This is a genomic window from Roseovarius sp. JB2-10 (assembly GCF_055693585.1).
Genome location: NZ_CM146337.1, coordinates 3644990 through 3662225, shown reverse-complemented (window position 1 = coordinate 3662225; position 17236 = coordinate 3644990). Strand labels below are relative to the sequence as shown.

The 17236-nt window shown below is 59.0% G+C and carries 16 protein-coding genes, 1 pseudogene and 1 riboswitch; of the genes and pseudogenes, 9 read left to right on the top strand and 8 right to left on the bottom strand.

Annotated elements, in window-relative coordinates:
* Nucleotides 1-26 precede the first annotated feature (26 nt).
* Complete coding sequence (locus ACZ1HJ_RS18175) at nucleotides 27-611, bottom strand: gamma-glutamylcyclotransferase family protein (protein ID WP_472722237.1); 585 nt, start codon at nucleotides 609-611, stop codon at nucleotides 27-29.
* Nucleotides 612-782: 171 nt separating this feature from the next.
* Between ACZ1HJ_RS18175 and ACZ1HJ_RS18170 the strand changes: the two genes are divergently transcribed.
* Both ACZ1HJ_RS18170 and ACZ1HJ_RS18165 read left to right on the top strand, forming a co-directional pair.
* Entirely contained in the window at nucleotides 783-1631 is an 849-nt protein-coding gene (locus tag ACZ1HJ_RS18170; protein WP_472720038.1) for an MBL fold metallo-hydrolase, read from the top strand.
* 91 nt (nucleotides 1632-1722) lie between these two features.
* Nucleotides 1723-2424, top strand: a complete 702-nt coding sequence (locus tag ACZ1HJ_RS18165; RefSeq protein WP_472720037.1) for a M50 family metallopeptidase — start codon at nucleotides 1723-1725, stop codon at nucleotides 2422-2424.
* 49 nt (nucleotides 2425-2473) lie between these two features.
* Here the strand turns inward: ACZ1HJ_RS18165 and ACZ1HJ_RS18160 are convergent, their stop codons facing one another.
* Nucleotides 2474-2848, bottom strand: a complete 375-nt coding sequence (locus ACZ1HJ_RS18160) for a hypothetical protein (RefSeq protein WP_472720036.1) — start codon at nucleotides 2846-2848, stop codon at nucleotides 2474-2476.
* Between the two features lie 77 nt (nucleotides 2849-2925).
* Between ACZ1HJ_RS18160 and ACZ1HJ_RS18155 the strand changes: the two genes are divergently transcribed.
* The 4 genes and pseudogenes from ACZ1HJ_RS18155 to gcvP all read left to right on the top strand — a co-directional run bounded on the left by ACZ1HJ_RS18155 (nucleotide 2926) and on the right by gcvP (nucleotide 8507).
* Nucleotides 2926-3723: a helix-turn-helix domain-containing protein gene (locus tag ACZ1HJ_RS18155; protein ID WP_472720035.1), complete on the top strand. Its 798-nt coding sequence runs from the start codon at nucleotides 2926-2928 to the stop codon at nucleotides 3721-3723.
* Nucleotides 3724-3808: 85 nt separating this feature from the next.
* Nucleotides 3809-3896, top strand: a riboswitch (glycine riboswitch).
* A 156-nt stretch (nucleotides 3897-4052) separates the two neighbouring features.
* A pseudogene (gene gcvT / locus ACZ1HJ_RS18150) lies at nucleotides 4053-5176 on the top strand (glycine cleavage system aminomethyltransferase GcvT).
* 20 nt (nucleotides 5177-5196) lie between these two features.
* Nucleotides 5197-5556, top strand: a complete 360-nt coding sequence (gene gcvH, locus ACZ1HJ_RS18145) for a glycine cleavage system protein GcvH (protein ID WP_472720034.1) — start codon at nucleotides 5197-5199, stop codon at nucleotides 5554-5556.
* Between the two features lie 101 nt (nucleotides 5557-5657).
* A complete protein-coding gene (gene gcvP / locus ACZ1HJ_RS18140) occupies nucleotides 5658-8507 on the top strand; it encodes an aminomethyl-transferring glycine dehydrogenase (RefSeq protein ID WP_472720033.1) in 2850 nt (949 codons plus the stop codon).
* Between the two features lie 93 nt (nucleotides 8508-8600).
* Here gcvP and ACZ1HJ_RS18135 read toward each other — a convergent pair whose 3' ends face one another.
* The 3 genes from ACZ1HJ_RS18135 to ACZ1HJ_RS18125 all read right to left on the bottom strand — a co-directional run bounded on the left by ACZ1HJ_RS18135 (nucleotide 8601) and on the right by ACZ1HJ_RS18125 (nucleotide 12396).
* Nucleotides 8601-8954, bottom strand: a complete 354-nt coding sequence (locus ACZ1HJ_RS18135; protein ID WP_472722236.1) for a CBU_0592 family membrane protein — start codon at nucleotides 8952-8954, stop codon at nucleotides 8601-8603.
* A gap of 227 nt (nucleotides 8955-9181) precedes the next feature.
* A complete protein-coding gene (locus ACZ1HJ_RS18130) occupies nucleotides 9182-11701 on the bottom strand; it encodes an ABC transporter permease (RefSeq protein WP_472720032.1) in 2520 nt (839 codons plus the stop codon).
* Nucleotides 11698-12396 (bottom strand): ABC transporter ATP-binding protein, encoded by a 699-nt coding sequence (locus ACZ1HJ_RS18125; protein ID WP_472720031.1) that lies wholly within the window; start codon nucleotides 12394-12396, stop codon nucleotides 11698-11700. The genes ACZ1HJ_RS18130 and ACZ1HJ_RS18125 overlap by 4 nt, the downstream gene beginning before the upstream one ends.
* Here ACZ1HJ_RS18125 and ACZ1HJ_RS18120 point away from each other — a divergent pair.
* From ACZ1HJ_RS18120 to ACZ1HJ_RS18110, 3 genes are all read left to right on the top strand, one after another.
* Nucleotides 12395-13069, top strand: a complete 675-nt coding sequence (locus ACZ1HJ_RS18120) for an arylesterase (protein ID WP_472722235.1) — start codon at nucleotides 12395-12397, stop codon at nucleotides 13067-13069. The two genes, ACZ1HJ_RS18125 and ACZ1HJ_RS18120, sit on opposite strands and share 2 nt — an antisense overlap.
* A 127-nt stretch (nucleotides 13070-13196) precedes the next feature.
* A complete protein-coding gene (locus tag ACZ1HJ_RS18115) occupies nucleotides 13197-13703 on the top strand; it encodes a thioredoxin family protein (RefSeq protein WP_472720030.1) in 507 nt (168 codons plus the stop codon).
* A 34-nt stretch (nucleotides 13704-13737) separates the two neighbouring features.
* Complete coding sequence (locus ACZ1HJ_RS18110; RefSeq protein ID WP_472720029.1) at nucleotides 13738-14262, top strand: hypothetical protein; 525 nt, start codon at nucleotides 13738-13740, stop codon at nucleotides 14260-14262.
* 90 nt (nucleotides 14263-14352) lie between these two features.
* Here ACZ1HJ_RS18110 and ACZ1HJ_RS18105 read toward each other — a convergent pair whose 3' ends face one another.
* The 3 genes from ACZ1HJ_RS18105 to ACZ1HJ_RS18095 form a co-directional block, all read right to left on the bottom strand.
* The gene (locus tag ACZ1HJ_RS18105; protein ID WP_472720028.1) at nucleotides 14353-14559 is read right to left on the bottom strand and encodes a cold-shock protein; all 207 of its coding nucleotides are present in this window, start codon (nucleotides 14557-14559) and stop codon (nucleotides 14353-14355) included.
* Between the two features lie 257 nt (nucleotides 14560-14816).
* Complete coding sequence (locus ACZ1HJ_RS18100; protein WP_472720027.1) at nucleotides 14817-16175, bottom strand: hypothetical protein; 1359 nt, start codon at nucleotides 16173-16175, stop codon at nucleotides 14817-14819.
* A 305-nt stretch (nucleotides 16176-16480) separates the two neighbouring features.
* Entirely contained in the window at nucleotides 16481-17035 is a 555-nt protein-coding gene (locus ACZ1HJ_RS18095) for a L,D-transpeptidase (protein ID WP_472720026.1), read from the bottom strand.
* Nucleotides 17036-17236 lie beyond the last annotated feature (201 nt).

Below are 17236 nucleotides of genomic sequence, written 5' to 3'. Positions count from 1 at the left end.
GTCACCGGGTGTGTGGGGGCTGCGCTTTACGGCGCTTCTGGCGCATGAATGCTCACCCGAAGCCGCCGCAAATGATCATCCACCAATGCGGTTTCATCTGCTGACAATCTGCAATGCCGGGGATATCGCGGTGCGTGACGGTCATCTATCACGGGCGTATCCCAACCGCTGGTGGTCGCAAAAAACCGGGCCACGCCATCGGGGCCAAATTCGCGCAGATATCCCTGGATCACTACATCAATGTAACTGAGCAGGAGCGTATGCGTGCTGTCGGGTATCTCAGGCGGCCCGCCCGGAACGGCATAGACCGCAATGTCAGGCTGATGGGGCAGCGCGTGGATGACCTGATGCGCCGCCGGAACACGCTCATACGCCCGCTCGCGGTGATCAAGGGCCGCCCAATCCTGATCCGGCACCGGGGCGATCAGCCCGTCAATCTGGCTGTCGGCATCGCGCACGACGGTCAGATAGGCCACTTGCCGCTGCGTGGTGTAGCGCCAGATACGCCGCCAGCCCTTGAGGGTGGCAGTGTGCGCGCCGGCAAAGGCGTGTGTGTCGCGATTGACCAGACTGCCGTAGCCAAAGAAATAGGAGTGCGGCGGTTGTGTGATCTGATCACCTCTTGATCTGTCGGGTTTGTGTTCATGGGTTTGTGCAGGCTGCTTGACCCGTTTTCAAGCCCAGACCCGCAAAGGTGACCCCATTGGTATTTGTGTTCTGTACAAAAGGACTGGTCTTGCTAGTCTTTCGCCAACAGCCTCAATCCCGCAAGGAGACGCCAAATGCTGTGCAAAATCGGCGACATAGAAGTGTGGCGCATCCTGGAAATCCACGCGCCGTTCAAGACACCCGAAGACCTGTTTCCTAATGCAGGCCCGGATGTCAGCGCCATTATCGAGGCGCATGTCCCCGGCGGCCTGTGTCCGCACACGGGCAAATTGATCCTTCCGGTGCAGGGGTTTTTGCTGAAAACGCCGCAGCACCTCATTCTGGTCGACAGCTGTGTCGGCAATCACAAATCGGTTCCGCGCCTGCCCGATTGGAACGAGCGCGATGACGGGCGTTTCATGGCGGCACTTACGGCGGCGGGGGTGACACCTGAGGATGTGGATTACGTGCTCTGCACGCATCTGCATGTGGATCATGTCGGTTGGAACACCCGGCTGGAGGACGGCCGGTGGGTGCCCACCTTTCCCAACGCGCGTTACTTGCTGCCTTCGGCCGATGAAGCGGTCTACCGCGATGCAGAAGCCCAGCATTATGCCGAAAGCGTGTTGCCGGTGATTGCCGCAGGGCAGGCCGAACTGGTGGAGGCCGGGCACAAATTGGGTGATCACGTCACGCTGATTCCGACGGATGGGCACACGGCGGGTCATGTTTCCGTGGAACTCAAGAGCAATGGCGCGCAGGCGGTGATCACCGGTGACGCCATCCATTCCACGGCCCAGTGCTGGCATCCCGATTGGCACTTTGTGTTTGACGCCGATGCTAATCGTGCTGCGGCCTCGCGCCGTAAGTTGCTGGAGGACGTATCCGAGGCCAATTGCACCGTTCTGGGCAGCCATTTTGCCCTGCCGTCCATCGGGCGTGTCCGGGCGGAGGGGGATGCCTTTCGATGGGATGAGGATTAAGATAACTTTTGATCTTTAAGCTATTGGAATATTTGTTTGAAACGCCGTTATACTTCTTGAAAATGACGGCAAGTTAGGGCGTAAGCACCGCATGAATTTTATCAAAGGCCATTGGCAGCTTATCGCAATCACAGCACTGGTGTTTTTGTGCTGGAAGACATCCGCCGTGGTGCCGTTGAAAATCCTCGTGGTTTTTATGCATGAGCTTTCGCACGGGCTGGCCGGCGTGCTGACCGGCGGATCGATCCAAAGCATCACGATTTCACCCTACCAGGGTGGGTTGGCCACGATCCGGGGCGGCAATTTCTTTGCCATCGCCTCCGCGGGGTATCTGGGGTCGCTCCTGATCGGGGCCGGGCTATTGCTGGTGGCCTTGCGCACGGATGCCGACCGCATTGTGCTGGCGATTTGCGGCGGGGTCATGCTGCTGGTCACGGCGCTTTACATCCGGGATGATTTCGCCCTGTCCTTTTGTGTGGCGACGGGCGTTGTGATGCTGTTGATCGCGCGGTATCTGGGCCATGCGGTCAATGATATGGTGCTGCGGGTCATTGGCCTGACCAGTCTGCTGTATGTGCCTTATGACATTTTTGACGACACGATTGCGCGCTCTGGCCTGCGATCGGATGCCTATATCCTGGCGGAACGTTACGGCGGGCCGACGATGTTCTGGGGCGGGCTGTGGCTGTTCATTTCGGTCGTGGTGATCCGGCTGTGTCTGAAGTACGGGATTGGTGAGAACAGCAATATCAAATTCGGTAAAACCCCGCCGAACCCGCTGGATCAGGCCTGAACCCGACCCGGCGCGTTCGACATGAAGGTAATCTCTTAAGTTACTGACATCAATGACTTGTGACGGCTTTATCGAGGCCCGGCTGTGGGTCATAATGCACGCCCAGCAACACAGCGGTCAGATTGCCACGCGATTGCACCGTGTAGAAGAGCAAGAGGGCCCCAAACACGACATACCCCATAATTCCCGCGCAGACGCCAAGGGCGATGGAGGCGGCCGTGAAACCACCACGCCAGGCCACCCAGAGCCCTGAAAGCATGAGGTAGCACAGGAAATCGAGATAAAATTGCCCCTGCCATGTCAGGCTGAACAGCCCGTCCTGAAACGGTGTCAGGAAATCCCATCCATGGGTGAAACCGGTATAGATCGTATGTTCGACGATCACGGCAAGCAACAGGGCAATGAAAATGCGGAGATAGGTCATCGGCATGTCCTTTCTGGTCGATGGAAACGGTGTTTCGCAACTGGCCTACATCGTGATCCTGCGGCCAGACAATTACCTTGGAGGTAACTGACGCGCGTCTGATTTTCGGGTATCCAAGGGTCATGACCGAATTCCCGAATGCCCTGCGCACCTGGCGCAAAGCCCGCCGTTTCAGTCAGCTTGACCTGGCGCTGGAGGCGGACGTTTCGGCGCGTCATATCTCGTTTCTGGAAACCGGGCGGGCCCATCCCAGCCGGGATATGGTGGCCCGTCTGGGCGATGCGCTGTCGATGCCGCTGGATGCGCGCAACCAGATGCTGATGCAGGCCGGATATGCCGCGCGCTACCCCAAACGTGCCTGGGATGCCGCCGATATGGCCCCGATCCGCGCGGCTGTTGATCATATGCTGCAGGGCCACGTGCCCTATCCCGCCATCGCGCTTGACCGGCTTTGGACGGTCATGCGGATGAATGCACCCGCGCGGCATCTGTTTGCGATGATGGGAGTAGGCGAGGGCGATAGCCTGTTGGACGTCATGATGTCAGATGATTTGCCGGAGGTGGTAGAGAACTGGCCCGAGGTGGCCCATCATGCCGCACAACGGATGCGTACGGAAAGTGCCGCATCGGGCGGTATCCCCGAACTGGACGCGGCGGCGGATCACTTGTCGCGCGTGCCGGCCCCCAAGGCGCGCGCCTTGGGCCCTGTGCTGCCTACGATCTATCGGTCTGGACCTATGCGCCTTGCGCTTTTTGCGACGATTGCGCAATTCGGCACGCCCGAAGATCTGCTGCTCGATGATCTGAAAATCGAGCTTTTCTTTCCCGCCGATACGCAAACCGCAGAATTCCTGAAATCCATGAATGCGACCTGAGACATATTTTGGCTCCGGATGCGCGCGGGACAGTCCGCGCAAAAATGTGACTTGCCGCGACTCACTTTGTATACTAATGCACACAGATATCTGATCGGGAGAACCGGCCTATGCCGGTGCCGAAGGAGCAACCGCCCCGGAAACTCTCAGGCCCTCAGGACCGACCAGATGCAAACACTCTGGAGAGTGATGCCAAATGGCATCCGCCGAAGGGATAGCGATCTCAGGCAAAAGGACAGAGGGGGCATCGTGGCAGGCCATTTTGGCGTGCTTTGACGATGCCGGATGGATCACCAGATTTTTCCCCGGCACCTGAAGGGAGAGATGTGATGAGCGATTTGAAAACGACTCCGTTACACGATCTGCATATCAGCCTGAGCGCCAAAATGGTGCCATTTGCCGGGTATGACATGCCGGTTCAATACCCGTCGGGTATGATGAAGGAGCACCTGCATACGCGGGCCTGCGCCGGGCTGTTTGATGTCAGCCATATGGGGCAGGTGATCGTCCGCGCAACCGAGGGGTATGCGGCCGCGGCTTTGGCATTGGAAGCGCTGGTGCCGGTGGATCTGGCAGGTCTGGCCGAGAACAGGCAGCGCTATGGGTTTTTCACCAATGATCAGGGCGGCATTCTGGACGATCTGATGATCGCCAATCGTAGCGATCACTTGTTTCTGGTGGTCAATGCGGCCTGTAAGGAAGCAGATATTTCGCATTTGAAGTCTGGCTTAACCGATTGTGAAGTAACGGAAATAGAAGATCGCGGATTGCTGGCCCTGCAGGGGCCTGCGTCAGAGGCGGTGCTTTCGGAAATCGTGCCGGACGTGGCGCAGATGCGATTTATGGATGTCGGTGTTTTCAGCACTGATTTCGGAGTTCTCTGGATCTCGCGGTCGGGGTACTCCGGCGAAGACGGGTATGAAATCTCGGTTCAAAACGACCAGGCCGAAGCGTTGGCACGGGCCTTGCTGTCACATCCCGATGTTGCCCCGATCGGACTTGGGGCGCGGGACAGTTTGCGGCTTGAAGGCGGGCTCTGTCTCTATGGAAATGACATCGATACCGGCACCACACCGGTGGAAGCGGCCCTTACCTGGGCGATCCAAAAGTGCGGCGGACCGGCGGCGCGCGTGCAGGCGGGTTTCCGGGGGCCGACCGGATACTGAAAGATCTTGAAACCGGCACGGCGCGCGTCCGTGTGGGCCTGCGCCCGGACACTCGCGCGCCGATGCGCGAAGGCACGCCGCTTTTTGCCGGGGTGGAGGATGCAGACCAGATTGGCCATGTCACCTCCGGCGCATACGGGCCGACCATCGAAGGGCCGATGTCGATGGGATACGTGCCGCGCGAGATGGCCGTCACCGGCACAACACTTTTCGGGGAGGTACGCGGCAAGCGACAACCAGTCACGGTTGCCGACATGCCCTTCACCCCCGCCAATTTTAAACGCTGATCAATCAAGGGAGACCCCAGATGAAATACACCGAAGAACATGAATGGCTGCGCGTCGAGGATGATGTGGTTGTGGTGGGCATCACCGGCCATGCCAGTGAGCAATTGGGCGATGTGGTCTTTATCGAATTGCCGGAAGTCGGCGTCGAGGTGGCCAAGGATGACGATGTTGTCGTGATCGAAAGCGTCAAGGCCGCGAGCGACATTCTGGCCCCCATCGACGGGGAGATTGTTGAGGTCAACGAGACGCTGGCCGACGAGCCGGGCAAGGTCAATGACGACCCGGAGGGCGAGGCATGGTTCTTCAAGCTCAAGGCCAGTGACCCGAGCCAGATGGATGAGTTCATGGACGAGGCCGCTTACAAGAAATTTGTCAGCTGACCTGAAAACCACGAGGGGCGGAAAGCCCTGAAAATGAAATGTATCAATGACTTGTGGGCCTGGGTGAAGAGGACCCCGCAGCAGACGTGATGGAGTGTGGAATGGCTTTTGAACCGACAAACTACCTGCCCTATGATTTTGCCAACAGGCGGCATATCGGACCCTCTCCGGAAGAGATGGACGAGATGTTGAACACGCTTGGCGTGGACAGTCTGGATGCGTTGATTGACCAGACTGTGCCGGAGGCGATCCGTCAGGCCGAACCGCTGGATTTCGGCCGCCCGATGTCCGAGCGGGAAGTGTTGCACCACATGCGATTGGTCGCGGGCAAGAACCGGGTTCTGACATCGCTGATTGGGCAGGGATATCATGGGACCGTCACCCCGCCCGCCATCCAGCGCAATATTCTGGAAAACCCGGCGTGGTACACGGCCTATACCCCCTATCAGCCTGAAATCAGCCAGGGCCGTCTTGAGGCGCTTCTGAACTATCAGACGATGATCAGCGATCTGACCGGGCTCGAAGTTGCCAATGCCTCGCTGCTGGACGAATCCACCGCCTGCGCCGAGGCGATGACCATGGCGCAGCGGGTGTCGAAATCGAAACAGATGGCATTCTTTGTCGACCGGGATTGCCATCCGCAGAACATCGCGGTGATCCAGACCCGCGCGGCACCTCTGGGCATCGACGTGATCGTTGGCAATCCGGATAAAATGGACCCTGAAACAGTGTTCGGTGCGATTTTCCAATATCCCGGCACCTATGGCCATGTGCGGGATTATACCGATCACATCAGCAAATTGCATGAACACAAGGCCATCGGCATTGTCGTGGCAGACCCCTTGGCGTTAACCCTTTTGAAAGAGCCGGGCGCCATGGGCGCGGACATTGCGGTGGGCAGCACGCAACGCTTTGGTGTGCCTCTGGGCTACGGCGGGCCGCACGCGGCCTATATGGCCTGCACCGACGCCTATAAACGCTCCATGCCCGGCCGGATTATCGGTGTCAGCATCGATGCGAATGGCAACCGCGCGTACCGCCTGTCACTGCAGACCCGTGAACAGCATATTCGCCGCGAAAAAGCGATGTCGAACGTCTGTACCGCGCAGGCGTTGCTGGCGGTGATGGCGTCGATGTACGCGGTTTTCCATGGGCCAAAAGGCCTCAAGGCCATCGCACAACGCATTCACCGCAAAACCGTGCGTCTGGCCGAAGGGCTTGAAAAGGCGGGCTTCAAAGTGGACCCCAAGGTGTTTTTTGACACGATCACCGTGGATGTTGGCCCGCTGCAGGCGGCGGTCATGAAATCGGCGGTGGATGAGCGGATCAACCTGCGCAAAGTGGGCGAAACCCGGGTGGGGATTACGCTGGATGAATGCACCCGGCCCGAAAATATCACAGCAGTGTGGCGGGCCTTCGGGATCACGCAAGCCGATGATGATTTCGAGCCGAAGTACCGTGTGCCACCGCAGATGCACCGCAAGTCGGACTACCTGACGCACCCGATTTTCCACATGAACCGGGCCGAGACGGAAATGATGCGCTATATGCGCCGTCTGGCGGATCGGGACTTGGCGCTGGATCGTGCGATGATCCCGCTTGGAAGCTGCACCATGAAGCTCAATTCAGCCGCTGAAATGATGCCGGTCAGCTGGCGGGAATTTTCGCGGATGCATCCGTTTGTGCCGGCCAATCAGGCGGAAGGCTACAAGGAACTGATCGATGATCTGAGTGCAAAGCTCTGCACGATCACCGGCTATGATGGCCTCTCGATGCAGCCCAATTCCGGCGCGCAGGGTGAATATGCCGGTCTTCTGACCATCGCGGCCTATCACCGGGCCAACGGGCAGGGGCATCGCAACATCTGCCTGATCCCGATGTCGGCGCACGGCACCAACCCTGCCAGCGCCATGATGGTCGGTTGGAAGGTTGTGCCGATCCAGTCCAAGGAAAACGGCGATATCGACCTTGAGGATTTCAAGGCCAAGGCCGAAGAGCATTCCGAAAATCTTGCGGGCTGCATGATCACCTATCCCAGCACGCATGGTGTGTTCGAGGAGAGCGTCAAGGATGTCTGCAAGCTGGTCCATGATCACGGCGGGCAGGTCTATATCGACGGTGCCAATATGAACGCGATGGTCGGCCTCAGCCGTCCGGGCGATCTGGGCGGGGATGTGAGCCACCTGAACCTGCACAAGACCTTCTGCATTCCGCATGGCGGTGGAGGTCCCGGCATGGGACCGATCGGCGTCAAGGCGCACCTGATCCCGCATTTGCCGGGCCATCCGGAAACCGGTGGCGAACAGGGACCGGTGTCAGCGGCTCCGTTTGGCTCGCCATCGATCCTGCCGATCTCTTGGGCCTATATCCTGATGATGGGCGGCGAGGGTCTGACGCAAGCGACACGCGTTGCGATCCTGAATGCCAACTACATCGCCAAACGGCTGGAGGGCGCCTTTGATGTTCTCTATCGTGGTGGTCAGGGCCGAGTGGCGCATGAATGCATCATCGACACGCGCCCCTTTGCCGAAAGCGCCCATGTGAGCGTGGATGACATTGCCAAACGCCTGATCGATTGCGGGTTTCATGCGCCTACGATGAGCTGGCCCGTGGCGGGTACGCTGATGGTGGAGCCAACGGAATCCGAGACCAAGGCCGAACTGGACCGGTTCTGCGATGCCATGCTGGCCATCCGCGAAGAGATCCGCGCCATTGAGGACGGCAAGATCGACGGCGAAAACAACCCGCTGAAACACGCGCCCCATACGGTGAATGATCTGGTGGGTGATTGGGACCGGCCTTATAGCCGCGAACAAGGGTGCTTTCCGCCCGGTGCCTTCCGGGTCGACAAATACTGGCCGCCGGTCAACCGCGTCGATAACGTCTTTGGGGATCGCAATCTGGTCTGCACCTGTCCGCCAATGACAGACTACGCTGAAGCGGCTGAATAAATCCGGCGCAAAGTTGGCCTATGCACCATGAAATCGGGCGGCCGTCGAAACGGACCGCCCGGTGTCTTTGCTGCTAAAATGTCTTTTTGCAATTCAAGGGCAGAGCGCTTGGGACTTTGGGGATTCGCTCTGGGGAGGAGAATGTCGGAACAACGTGGCAGGTTCATGACAGTCTTCTTCTTTTTGCGCAGGCGGGTCGTTTTGGGGCGCTTGGGCCGTGTGTTGAACCCCGGCAGTGCCTGCGCGCTTGCGCCGAAACCGCAGGGCAATGCCAAAAAGACCAATGGCAATGTAGCTGGTCTGGATCATGAATGACGCCAGATTATAGGCGCTGGCCAGGCTGACCAGAACGCAGGTGGCGGCCGTTACCTGCAATACTGGAAAAAGCATACCGTTACCGCACAAATGGCCGCACTGAACCGAGAAAAAGCTACTGATATAAATCATAAAACCAATCACACCGACACACTGGGCAACATCCGGATAGGCCCGGAGTAATTCGATAGCACTCTGCATAAAACACCCCTTAAAATACTGGTCTCAAACAGGTCATTGAAAATTGACTTTTTGCCGGATTGTGCCGGTGAGAATGGGGGTAGCCTAGGCAGAAATCGGCAATAGGGTTAGTCAGGTTTCCCTTACCTCGCGGGTACAAATGGCTCAATTTTGAGGGATTAATCCGGGGCGCGCAGGATGCGCGATGGCCGCGCAGAAAGGGGACCGATCGCAAAGCTCAACCCCGCAAGGAGTGAAACACCGATCCCGGCTGATATGATGAAAAACGCCGAAGGCCAGCTGATCTGGAACGCCGTTTCCATAACATACCGGCTGACGGCCCATCCGCCGAGAACGCCCGCGCCAAGCGCCACAGCGCCTGCCGCCACGCCCAACAGCAGTGCCCGCAAGGTCAGACTGGTCAGGATTTGAGCGCGCGTGGCGCCAAGGGTCTTTAGCACCGCCGCTTCTTGTCTGCGCGCTTGCTGGTCCGCTGCTGCCGATCCGATGAGCACCAGAAACCCGGTCAGAAGCGTGGCCGATGCGCCCCAGGCCGATGCCCGCGCCAGCCCGGCCAGCAGGCCCGCGACCTGATCAATCGCATCACGCACGCGGATTGCGGTCACGTTGGGATAGGCGCGGCTCACATCGTTCAGGATTGCGTTTTCTGCCTCTGGTGTGGCGTAGGTGGTCGCAATGAACGTGTGTGGCGCGCCGGAGAGAGCTGCGGGGTTCATGACCATGATGAAGCCCATGCCAGCGGTCGAAAAGTCGACCTCGCGCAGGCTGCTTAGCATCGCGGTGATGTCACGCCCGAGGATATTGACGGTGATCAGATCACCCAGTTTGAGGCCCATCTCGGCCGCTTCTTCGGCAGAAAAACTGACCTGCGGAGGGCCGTCATAATCCGCATCCCACCATGTGCCGGCAGTGATCGTTGTCCGCGCCGGGATGGGCCCCGCATAGGTGATGCCGCGATCGCCCTCGAGCACCCAATGATCCCCGGCCACGTCCCGCGCGGGTTTGCCATTGATCTCGGTGATGATGCCGCGCAGCATCGGGGCACGGTCGATCTTGGATACTGCAGGATCGTTTTCCAGCCGCTCCAGAAAGCCGGGCATCTGATCCTTTTGCAGATCCACAAAGAAAAAGCTGGGTGCACGGGTGGGCAAATCGCGGGCGATGGCACCGCGCAGGTTGCTGTCAATCTGCCCGATGGCGGCGAGCACCGACAGGCCCAGGCCCAGGGACAGGACGACTGGCACGGTTGTGGCACCCGGCCCGCCAATGGCACCCAATGCCCAGGAAAACATAGGACGTCCGCGGAGCCGAGGGCGAATGCGCTGCGCGATCCATCTGATGATGCCGGCTGAAAGGGCCAGAAGGGCCAGTGCGGCCGCGATCCCGCCCATCATCCAAAGGGTCAGGCGCAGGTTGCCCGAGAGCCATATGGCCGTGGTGAGGAGCGTGATGATCAGGCCAATCGTGATGATGATGAAAAGCGGGCGTGGCAGGCCCGATGCGGGCGGCATCCCGTCGCGAAAGAGTGTGGCGGCGCGGATTTGCTGTGTGCGCGCCAGCGGCCATAGGGTGAAAATCAGGATTGTCAGTATGCTGTAGAGAACCGCTTCGCCCATCGGGGCCGGGTATGCCGCAAAGATCGCAGGCACCGGCAATTGCGCGGTGATCAACGGGGCGAGCACGACGGGCAATCCTACGCCCAGCAACAGACCGAGGATGAGCCCGACCACCGCCAGTGCCGCAACCTGCAGAAAATAGGTCTGGAAGATCGTGGTTTGATCTGCACCAAGGGTGCGCAGCGTTGCAATTGTGTGGGTCTTTCCTGCCAAAAACGCCCTGAGTGCTGCAGAAATGCCGACACCTCCGACCGCCAATCCACTGAGGCCGACCAGCACCAGAAAGGCGCTGAGGCGGGCTACAAATTCGGCAACACCCGGTGCGCCGTTGCGCGCGTCGCGCCAGCGCATGCCGCTGTTTTCGAACTGTTTCGTGGCATTTGCCTGCGTAGCGGTCAGATCCGCGCCGGGCGGCAACATCAGGCGATACCGCGTTGTGAAAAGCGTTCCGGGCGCCAACAGCCCTGAGTTTTCAAGCGACGGGGTGGCCACGATGGTGCGCGGCCCCAGGGCAAAGCCGCTGGCGATACCATCAGGCTCGGTCACCAGATGCGCCATCAAGCGAAACTCCTGCGTGCCAAGACGGAACGTGTCGCCAATTGTGAGGCGCAGACGGTCCGAGAGCAGGGGGTCCATGACAGCCCCGGGTGCGCCATCCGTACCAGCCAGCGCGGTCGACAGGGTGATATCCGGATCAAGCGTGACGCGCCCGGCCAACGGATACGCGGTATCCACGGCTTTGACCTGTGTCAGGCTGCGCGTTCCGCCGGGTTCAGTGGCCATGGATCGAAAGTCAACGATTTCAGATGTTTGCGCGGCGTTTCTGTCCATCCAAGCGCGCTCTTCCGGCGTTGCAAACCGATAGGTGAACTCCATCTCGGCGTCGCCACCCAAGAGGGTTGCCCCCTCGGCGGTGAGCCCGGCCTGAATGCTTTCGCGGATCGTTCCCACAAGTGCGATGGCGGCCACGCCGAGGATCACACATGCCAAGAAAATGCGGAACCCCCGAAGTCCGCCGCGCAACTCACGCGAGGCAAGGCGCGCGGCATTGGCGAGGCTCATGCGCGGGCCTTTTCGGTCGTGTCCTGTGGCGCGATGCGGCCATCGTGCAGGGTGATCAACCGTTCGCACCGTTGCGCCAGCTCGGCGGCATGGGTCACCAGAACCAACGTAGTTCCGTGACGCGCCTGAAGCCCGAAGAGCATGTCGATGATCGCAGTACCATTGGCGCTGTCGAGATTGCCCGTGGGTTCGTCCGCCAGAACGATATCCGGGCGCGGTGCGGCCGCGCGGGCCAGTGCGACCCGCTGCTGTTCGCCGCCAGAGAGCTGCGACGGGTAGTGCCCCAGGCGGTCGGACAAGCCAACGGCCTCCAGCTCATCCGCCGCACGGGCATGGGCATCGCGAACCCCGGCCAGTTCCAACGGTGTGGCCACGTTTTCAATTGCAGTCATGGTCGGGATCAGGTGAAAAGACTGGAAAACCACGCCGAAATGATGCCGCCGCAGACGCGCCAATTGATCTTCGGACATGGCCGACAGATCATGCCCAAGTGCAGTGACACGCCCAGAGGTGGCGCGCTCCAGCCCGCCCATCAGCATCAGCAGCGATGATTTGCCTGACCCCGAGGGCCCGATCAATCCAAGGCTTTCGCCCCGGTGGACATCGAGCGTGATCCCTTTAAGTATCTCAACCAGACCGGCATTTCCCGTCAGGGACAATGTGGCACCGGATAGAGACAGGATGGGATCGCTCATGGGTTTGCGCCTGATTGCAAAGGAGTTTCTGACATATGGGGTGCGCCGCGCACGGGGCAAGGTTGCAGCGGTCTTTCTTTTGCTGGCCTCGCCTGTCACGGCGGAGGAGATCACGGTTCTGGCACTGGGTGACAGCCTGACCCAAGGGTTCGGCCTGCCGGTGGAACAGGGGTTCGTGCCGCAACTGCAAGACCGGCTGCGCGGGCAGGGCGCGGAAGTGTCCGTGATCAACGCGGGTGTGTCGGGCGATACCACTGCGGGCGGGGCCGCGCGGGTGGCGTGGAGCCTGACACCCGAGGTTGATGCCATGATTGTCGCCCTGGGGGCAAATGACATGCTGCGGGGCATCGATCCGGCGGTCAGTCGCGAAAATCTCTCCCGGATTTTACAGGTGGCGCGCGACCAGAAGATCGATGTTTTGCTGGTTGGATTGCGCGCACCGGAGAATTTTGGCCCGGATTTCAAGGCAGAGTTCGACGCCATTTTCCCCGATCTGGCCCAGTCATTCGAGGTGGCATTTGCCGAGAGCTTTTTTGCGGGCCTTGAAAATGAAGACCCCGCCGATTGGGCAAGTTTCTTTCAACCCGATGGTATCCACCCCAATGCGGATGGGGTTGCGCGGCTGGTCGAGGCGTTGGGACCGGATGTGTTGGCGGTGATTGATGCGGACTGATATTCGAAACGCCCTGAGCGCCCGTGGTCTGTAATTGGCGGTCATCAACAGAATGTGATTGGGGCATTCCGCGCGCGTGACGGATACTGCGCCTATTCACGCGACATCCGCTAAAAGGTTAAGGACATTGAAGAAACAACGAAAAAAACAACAGGTTAAGCGGGCACACTCGCAGCCTGATCCTACGGTCGCTGCTGAGAAAGCGAAAACCGAAAGCCGGCGCAAGTTTCTGCGGTTGGCCCGGAACGGGGCTATTGCCCTGCCGGTTTTGATCGGCGGCACATTCCTTTCCGTGAAATCGGTTCAGGCCACGATGTGTGAGGCAAATCTGACAAAGATCGGTCAAGGCAAGCCATCGGTTGTGCAAATCCACGATCCCAATTGCACCTTGTGTCAGACCTTGCAGCGCCAGACGCGTAAGGCATTGAAATCATTTGACGATGGCGCAATCACGTATCTGGTGGCCAACGTCAATACGCTGGACGGCGGGGCGCTTGCGGCCCGGTACGGCGTGCCGCATGTGACGCTGTTGCTGTTCGATCCCGAGGGAGAGATGGTTCAGGTGGTGCGCGGCCCAAGCGACACGGATACGCTGCGCACCATCATCGGGGCGCATTTGGAAGCGCACGGATAGACCAAAAGGGGCGGCGCCCGACAAAGGGAACAGGATGTTTGACAGGTTTTTGACCTCAGATCTGGCGCAAACGCTGTGCCTCTTCGTGTTGCGCGTGGCGACGGGCTTTCTGCTGGTTTGGGGCGGGCTGAACAAATTGGTGACCGCAAAGGTTCCTTTGGCCGTCGGTCGCAATTTCGAGCTGAGCGATACAATGAGCGCCGTGGTGGGATATGCCTCCGGGGCCGCGCAACTGATCATTGGCGTTCTGTGTGTGATCGGGCTTTGGCGGCGCTATGCCCTGCCGTTGCAGGCCTTGATCCATGGCTTTACGGCCGCCAGCGTCTGGTGGGCCATTGTGGATCCGTATCGGTGGTATGTCTCAGGTGTGGACCGTATCGTCTTCAATTCCCATGTGTTTTATCCCACCATCATCACCTTTGCCGCCTGTCTGGTGCTGATTGCATTCCGCCCGCGTGACAAGATTGCGTTGGACCGGGTATTGGGTGACGCGCCCCAGACAGGGCCGCGGGCGCTGTCCTCTGTGCGTGCTGACACACCACCGTCATCGCAGGTTTGATATCGTTTCGGCGTTCAGGCACAAAAAAGGGCCCCTGATGCAGGAGCCCGATTTAAATTTCCTATCAGGGGCTTAAGCCCCGCAGCTGATTTAAGCCAGCGCGATGTTCGACGCGGATTCGCGGCCGTCGCGGCCGGCTTCGATGTCGAATGTCACTTTCTGGTCGTCGGCCAGACCGGTCAGACCGGCGCGCTCAACAGCTGAGATGTGAACGAACACGTCTTTGCCGCCACCCTCAGGTGCGATGAAGCCGTAGCCTTTGGTTGAGTTGAACCATTTAACGGTGCCATTAGCCATACCGTTTTCTCCTACTTATTGCTGCCCGCGTTGGTGCGGCAGCCCGGCTAGTCAGTGCAAGATCGAGTGACTGAGCCGTAGAGGAGCAGATGGTCGATAGTGGTAACGTCGCACGGCTGATATGATGAAAACATTGGAATAAATCAAGGGCAGGGATCAATTTAGGGTGGAATCGGCGGATTTTTGAATATGGAAAAACGGCCCGGGCAAAAGCGATGCGCCGGGCCGTTGTGAGCGTGTTTCGCCTCACCGAAGGTTTATTCGGTCATGTCGCCGCCTTCGGTTTCCGTTTCACCTGAAGGACAGCACCGATACTCCTGACTTTGCTCAAGAATTTCGATTTTCCGCGCCAGCAGTTTATTTTCGAGATCCTTGCGGACAAGATCCAGCTTAATACCCTCCAGCCGGGTCTCTTCGCATGTGTTGCACGCGTCCAGACACCCTTTGACCACGATGCCTTGCGTCGGCAGGCAATAGACCCGCTCAAATTCCAGCTCCGCGGCGAGTTTTGCACCCACGGCACTGGAACCGACCTCGGACAATACGCCTTGCTTGACCAGATCTTCGTCGACCTGTTTCAGCACGCGGTCATGGACCTGAGGGCTCAGCGGCTTGGTGTTGGCCACCACCTGGGCTGGAATGGCATTTGTGCGTAAATCCCTGCCAAAGCTGGCAGCACCGCCGATGCCGACATTGCCCAGACTTGGCGTCAGATTGGCACGTTGTGCCGTGGCCGCCACCCGACCTGTGCTTTGCACGTCGTTGCGCGCGGTCTGCGTTGCCAAAACACCATTTGGAAGCACCTTGATCCCGGTGGCCGGGCGCACGGGGCGCGCATCGACAACCGAACCGGCGGCCGTGTCCACAACGCGGCGCAACACCGCCTTGACGCGAAAGCGCAGAATCTGGCGTTTGACCAGTTGGTACGCGAAATAGGTGACCGCATGGCATTCATTCTTGTTTTGAATGCTTCGCGTCGCCGCCTCATACGCGCTTTCGCTTTCGCCTTCCGCATGGGTGCGGCTTTCGACCTCGCCGATTTGCGTGGAATTGGCCGCGCGGGTCGCCTGAACCGACCGATCATGTGAGCCCTCCGCGTGACGCGACAGCTCTCGCATGAAGGAGGCGGAACTGTTGGCGTTGAAATCGCCTTCAACGTTGACACTGCCGCCACCTGCAAATCCGATGGACGCGTAAGAGCCATCAACATCCGTCTCAAAATCCGAATGCGATTCCGATTGGGCTGATCCGCTGTCCGTTACCGTAAGGTCCGACATATAGCGGTCCATCGTCTTCATGTAGAAGGTTTCTTCGGACGTTTGTTCGTGCCGGTAGCTGACCTCGTTCTCTTGATCATAGGTAAAGCGGTTGTTGCGGTTGGACGTGTAGAGACGTACGCGTTCACCGGGCAGAAGGGTGGTGGAGTAGATCACATCCCCCAGGGCCAGGGGGCCGGGACAGCGTTCCAGCTCGGCGACAATGGTGATTTCCACCGGGACGTCGTTTTGCCGGTTTGTCAGACGATACGCGATGCGCAGGCTTTCGCAGCACGGTTCGGTCGTGATTTCCGGACAACACGGGAGCTTGTTTGTGGTTGTGAGTTCGCCATCAGGCATAACTAAGTCCTCCTAAAAATTGAGTATTTGTCAAAAAATGCGACCCGCCGCCCCTGGTTTGAAAATGCAAACATGAGGGTTTCGCAGGCGGGTCGCGCGCAGGGTAGCGCGCAGCATGAACGGGCCGCAGGGAAAGATGTGCGTTGGAGGTTCTTGGGCTAAAACTGGCCCAAATGGCGCGCGCGACTCTGCGGAAAATGGCCCAAATTTGAAAGGCGGGCTGGCAAGTCAGGGATACCTGAATTGACACGAAAAACCCGGCGCATCGATATGCACCGGGTTTGAATGTGGTCACGGATACGGGATCAGAGAACGGTGACGGTCGTGCCAATTGGCACGCGTTCATAGAGATCCTGCACATGTTCGTTGATCATCCGGATGCAGCCGTTCGAGACGGAGCGGCCGATTGAACGCGGCGACGTGGTGCCGTGGATGCGGAAATATGTGTCGCGGCCATTCTGGAAGAGGTAGAGCGCGCGGGACCCAAGCGGGTTGCCTGGTCCACCGGGCTGCACATAATCATTGTCGATGAATTTCGTGTAATTGTGCGGCTCGCGTTCGATCATCTCATTGGTCGGGCGCCAGGTGGGCCACTTTTTCTTGACGTCGATTGTTGCGGTGCCGGTGAATTCCAACCCGGCTTTGCCGACGCCAACACCGTAGCGCAGCGCCTTGTTTGGGCCGGTCACAAAATACAGGAAATGAGCCCGCGGCAGAACCAGAAGCTGACCGGGCGCATGGGCACTGCTGATCCGCACCTCCTGTGGCTTGAATTTTGGCGCGACTTCAAAAGAACGCGCAGCAGCAGGTACGGTTGCGGCAGCAACACCAGCGGCCAGAAAATGGCGGCGTTTCATCATTGTTTAGTTCCCCTTCAAATTTCGCCAAACACTATGATGTACAGAAAACCCGTTAAAATCAAAATACGGTGAAGTTGTGGAAAGGTTGCGATCCTGCAACACCGTTTTTTTGAAGACAATTTTCTGCAAGGCGATGGACGGACAATTAGAGCGGGGATTTATGGGGCTTTGAATGTGGTGGAAATGTGGGCGTCAAGGACC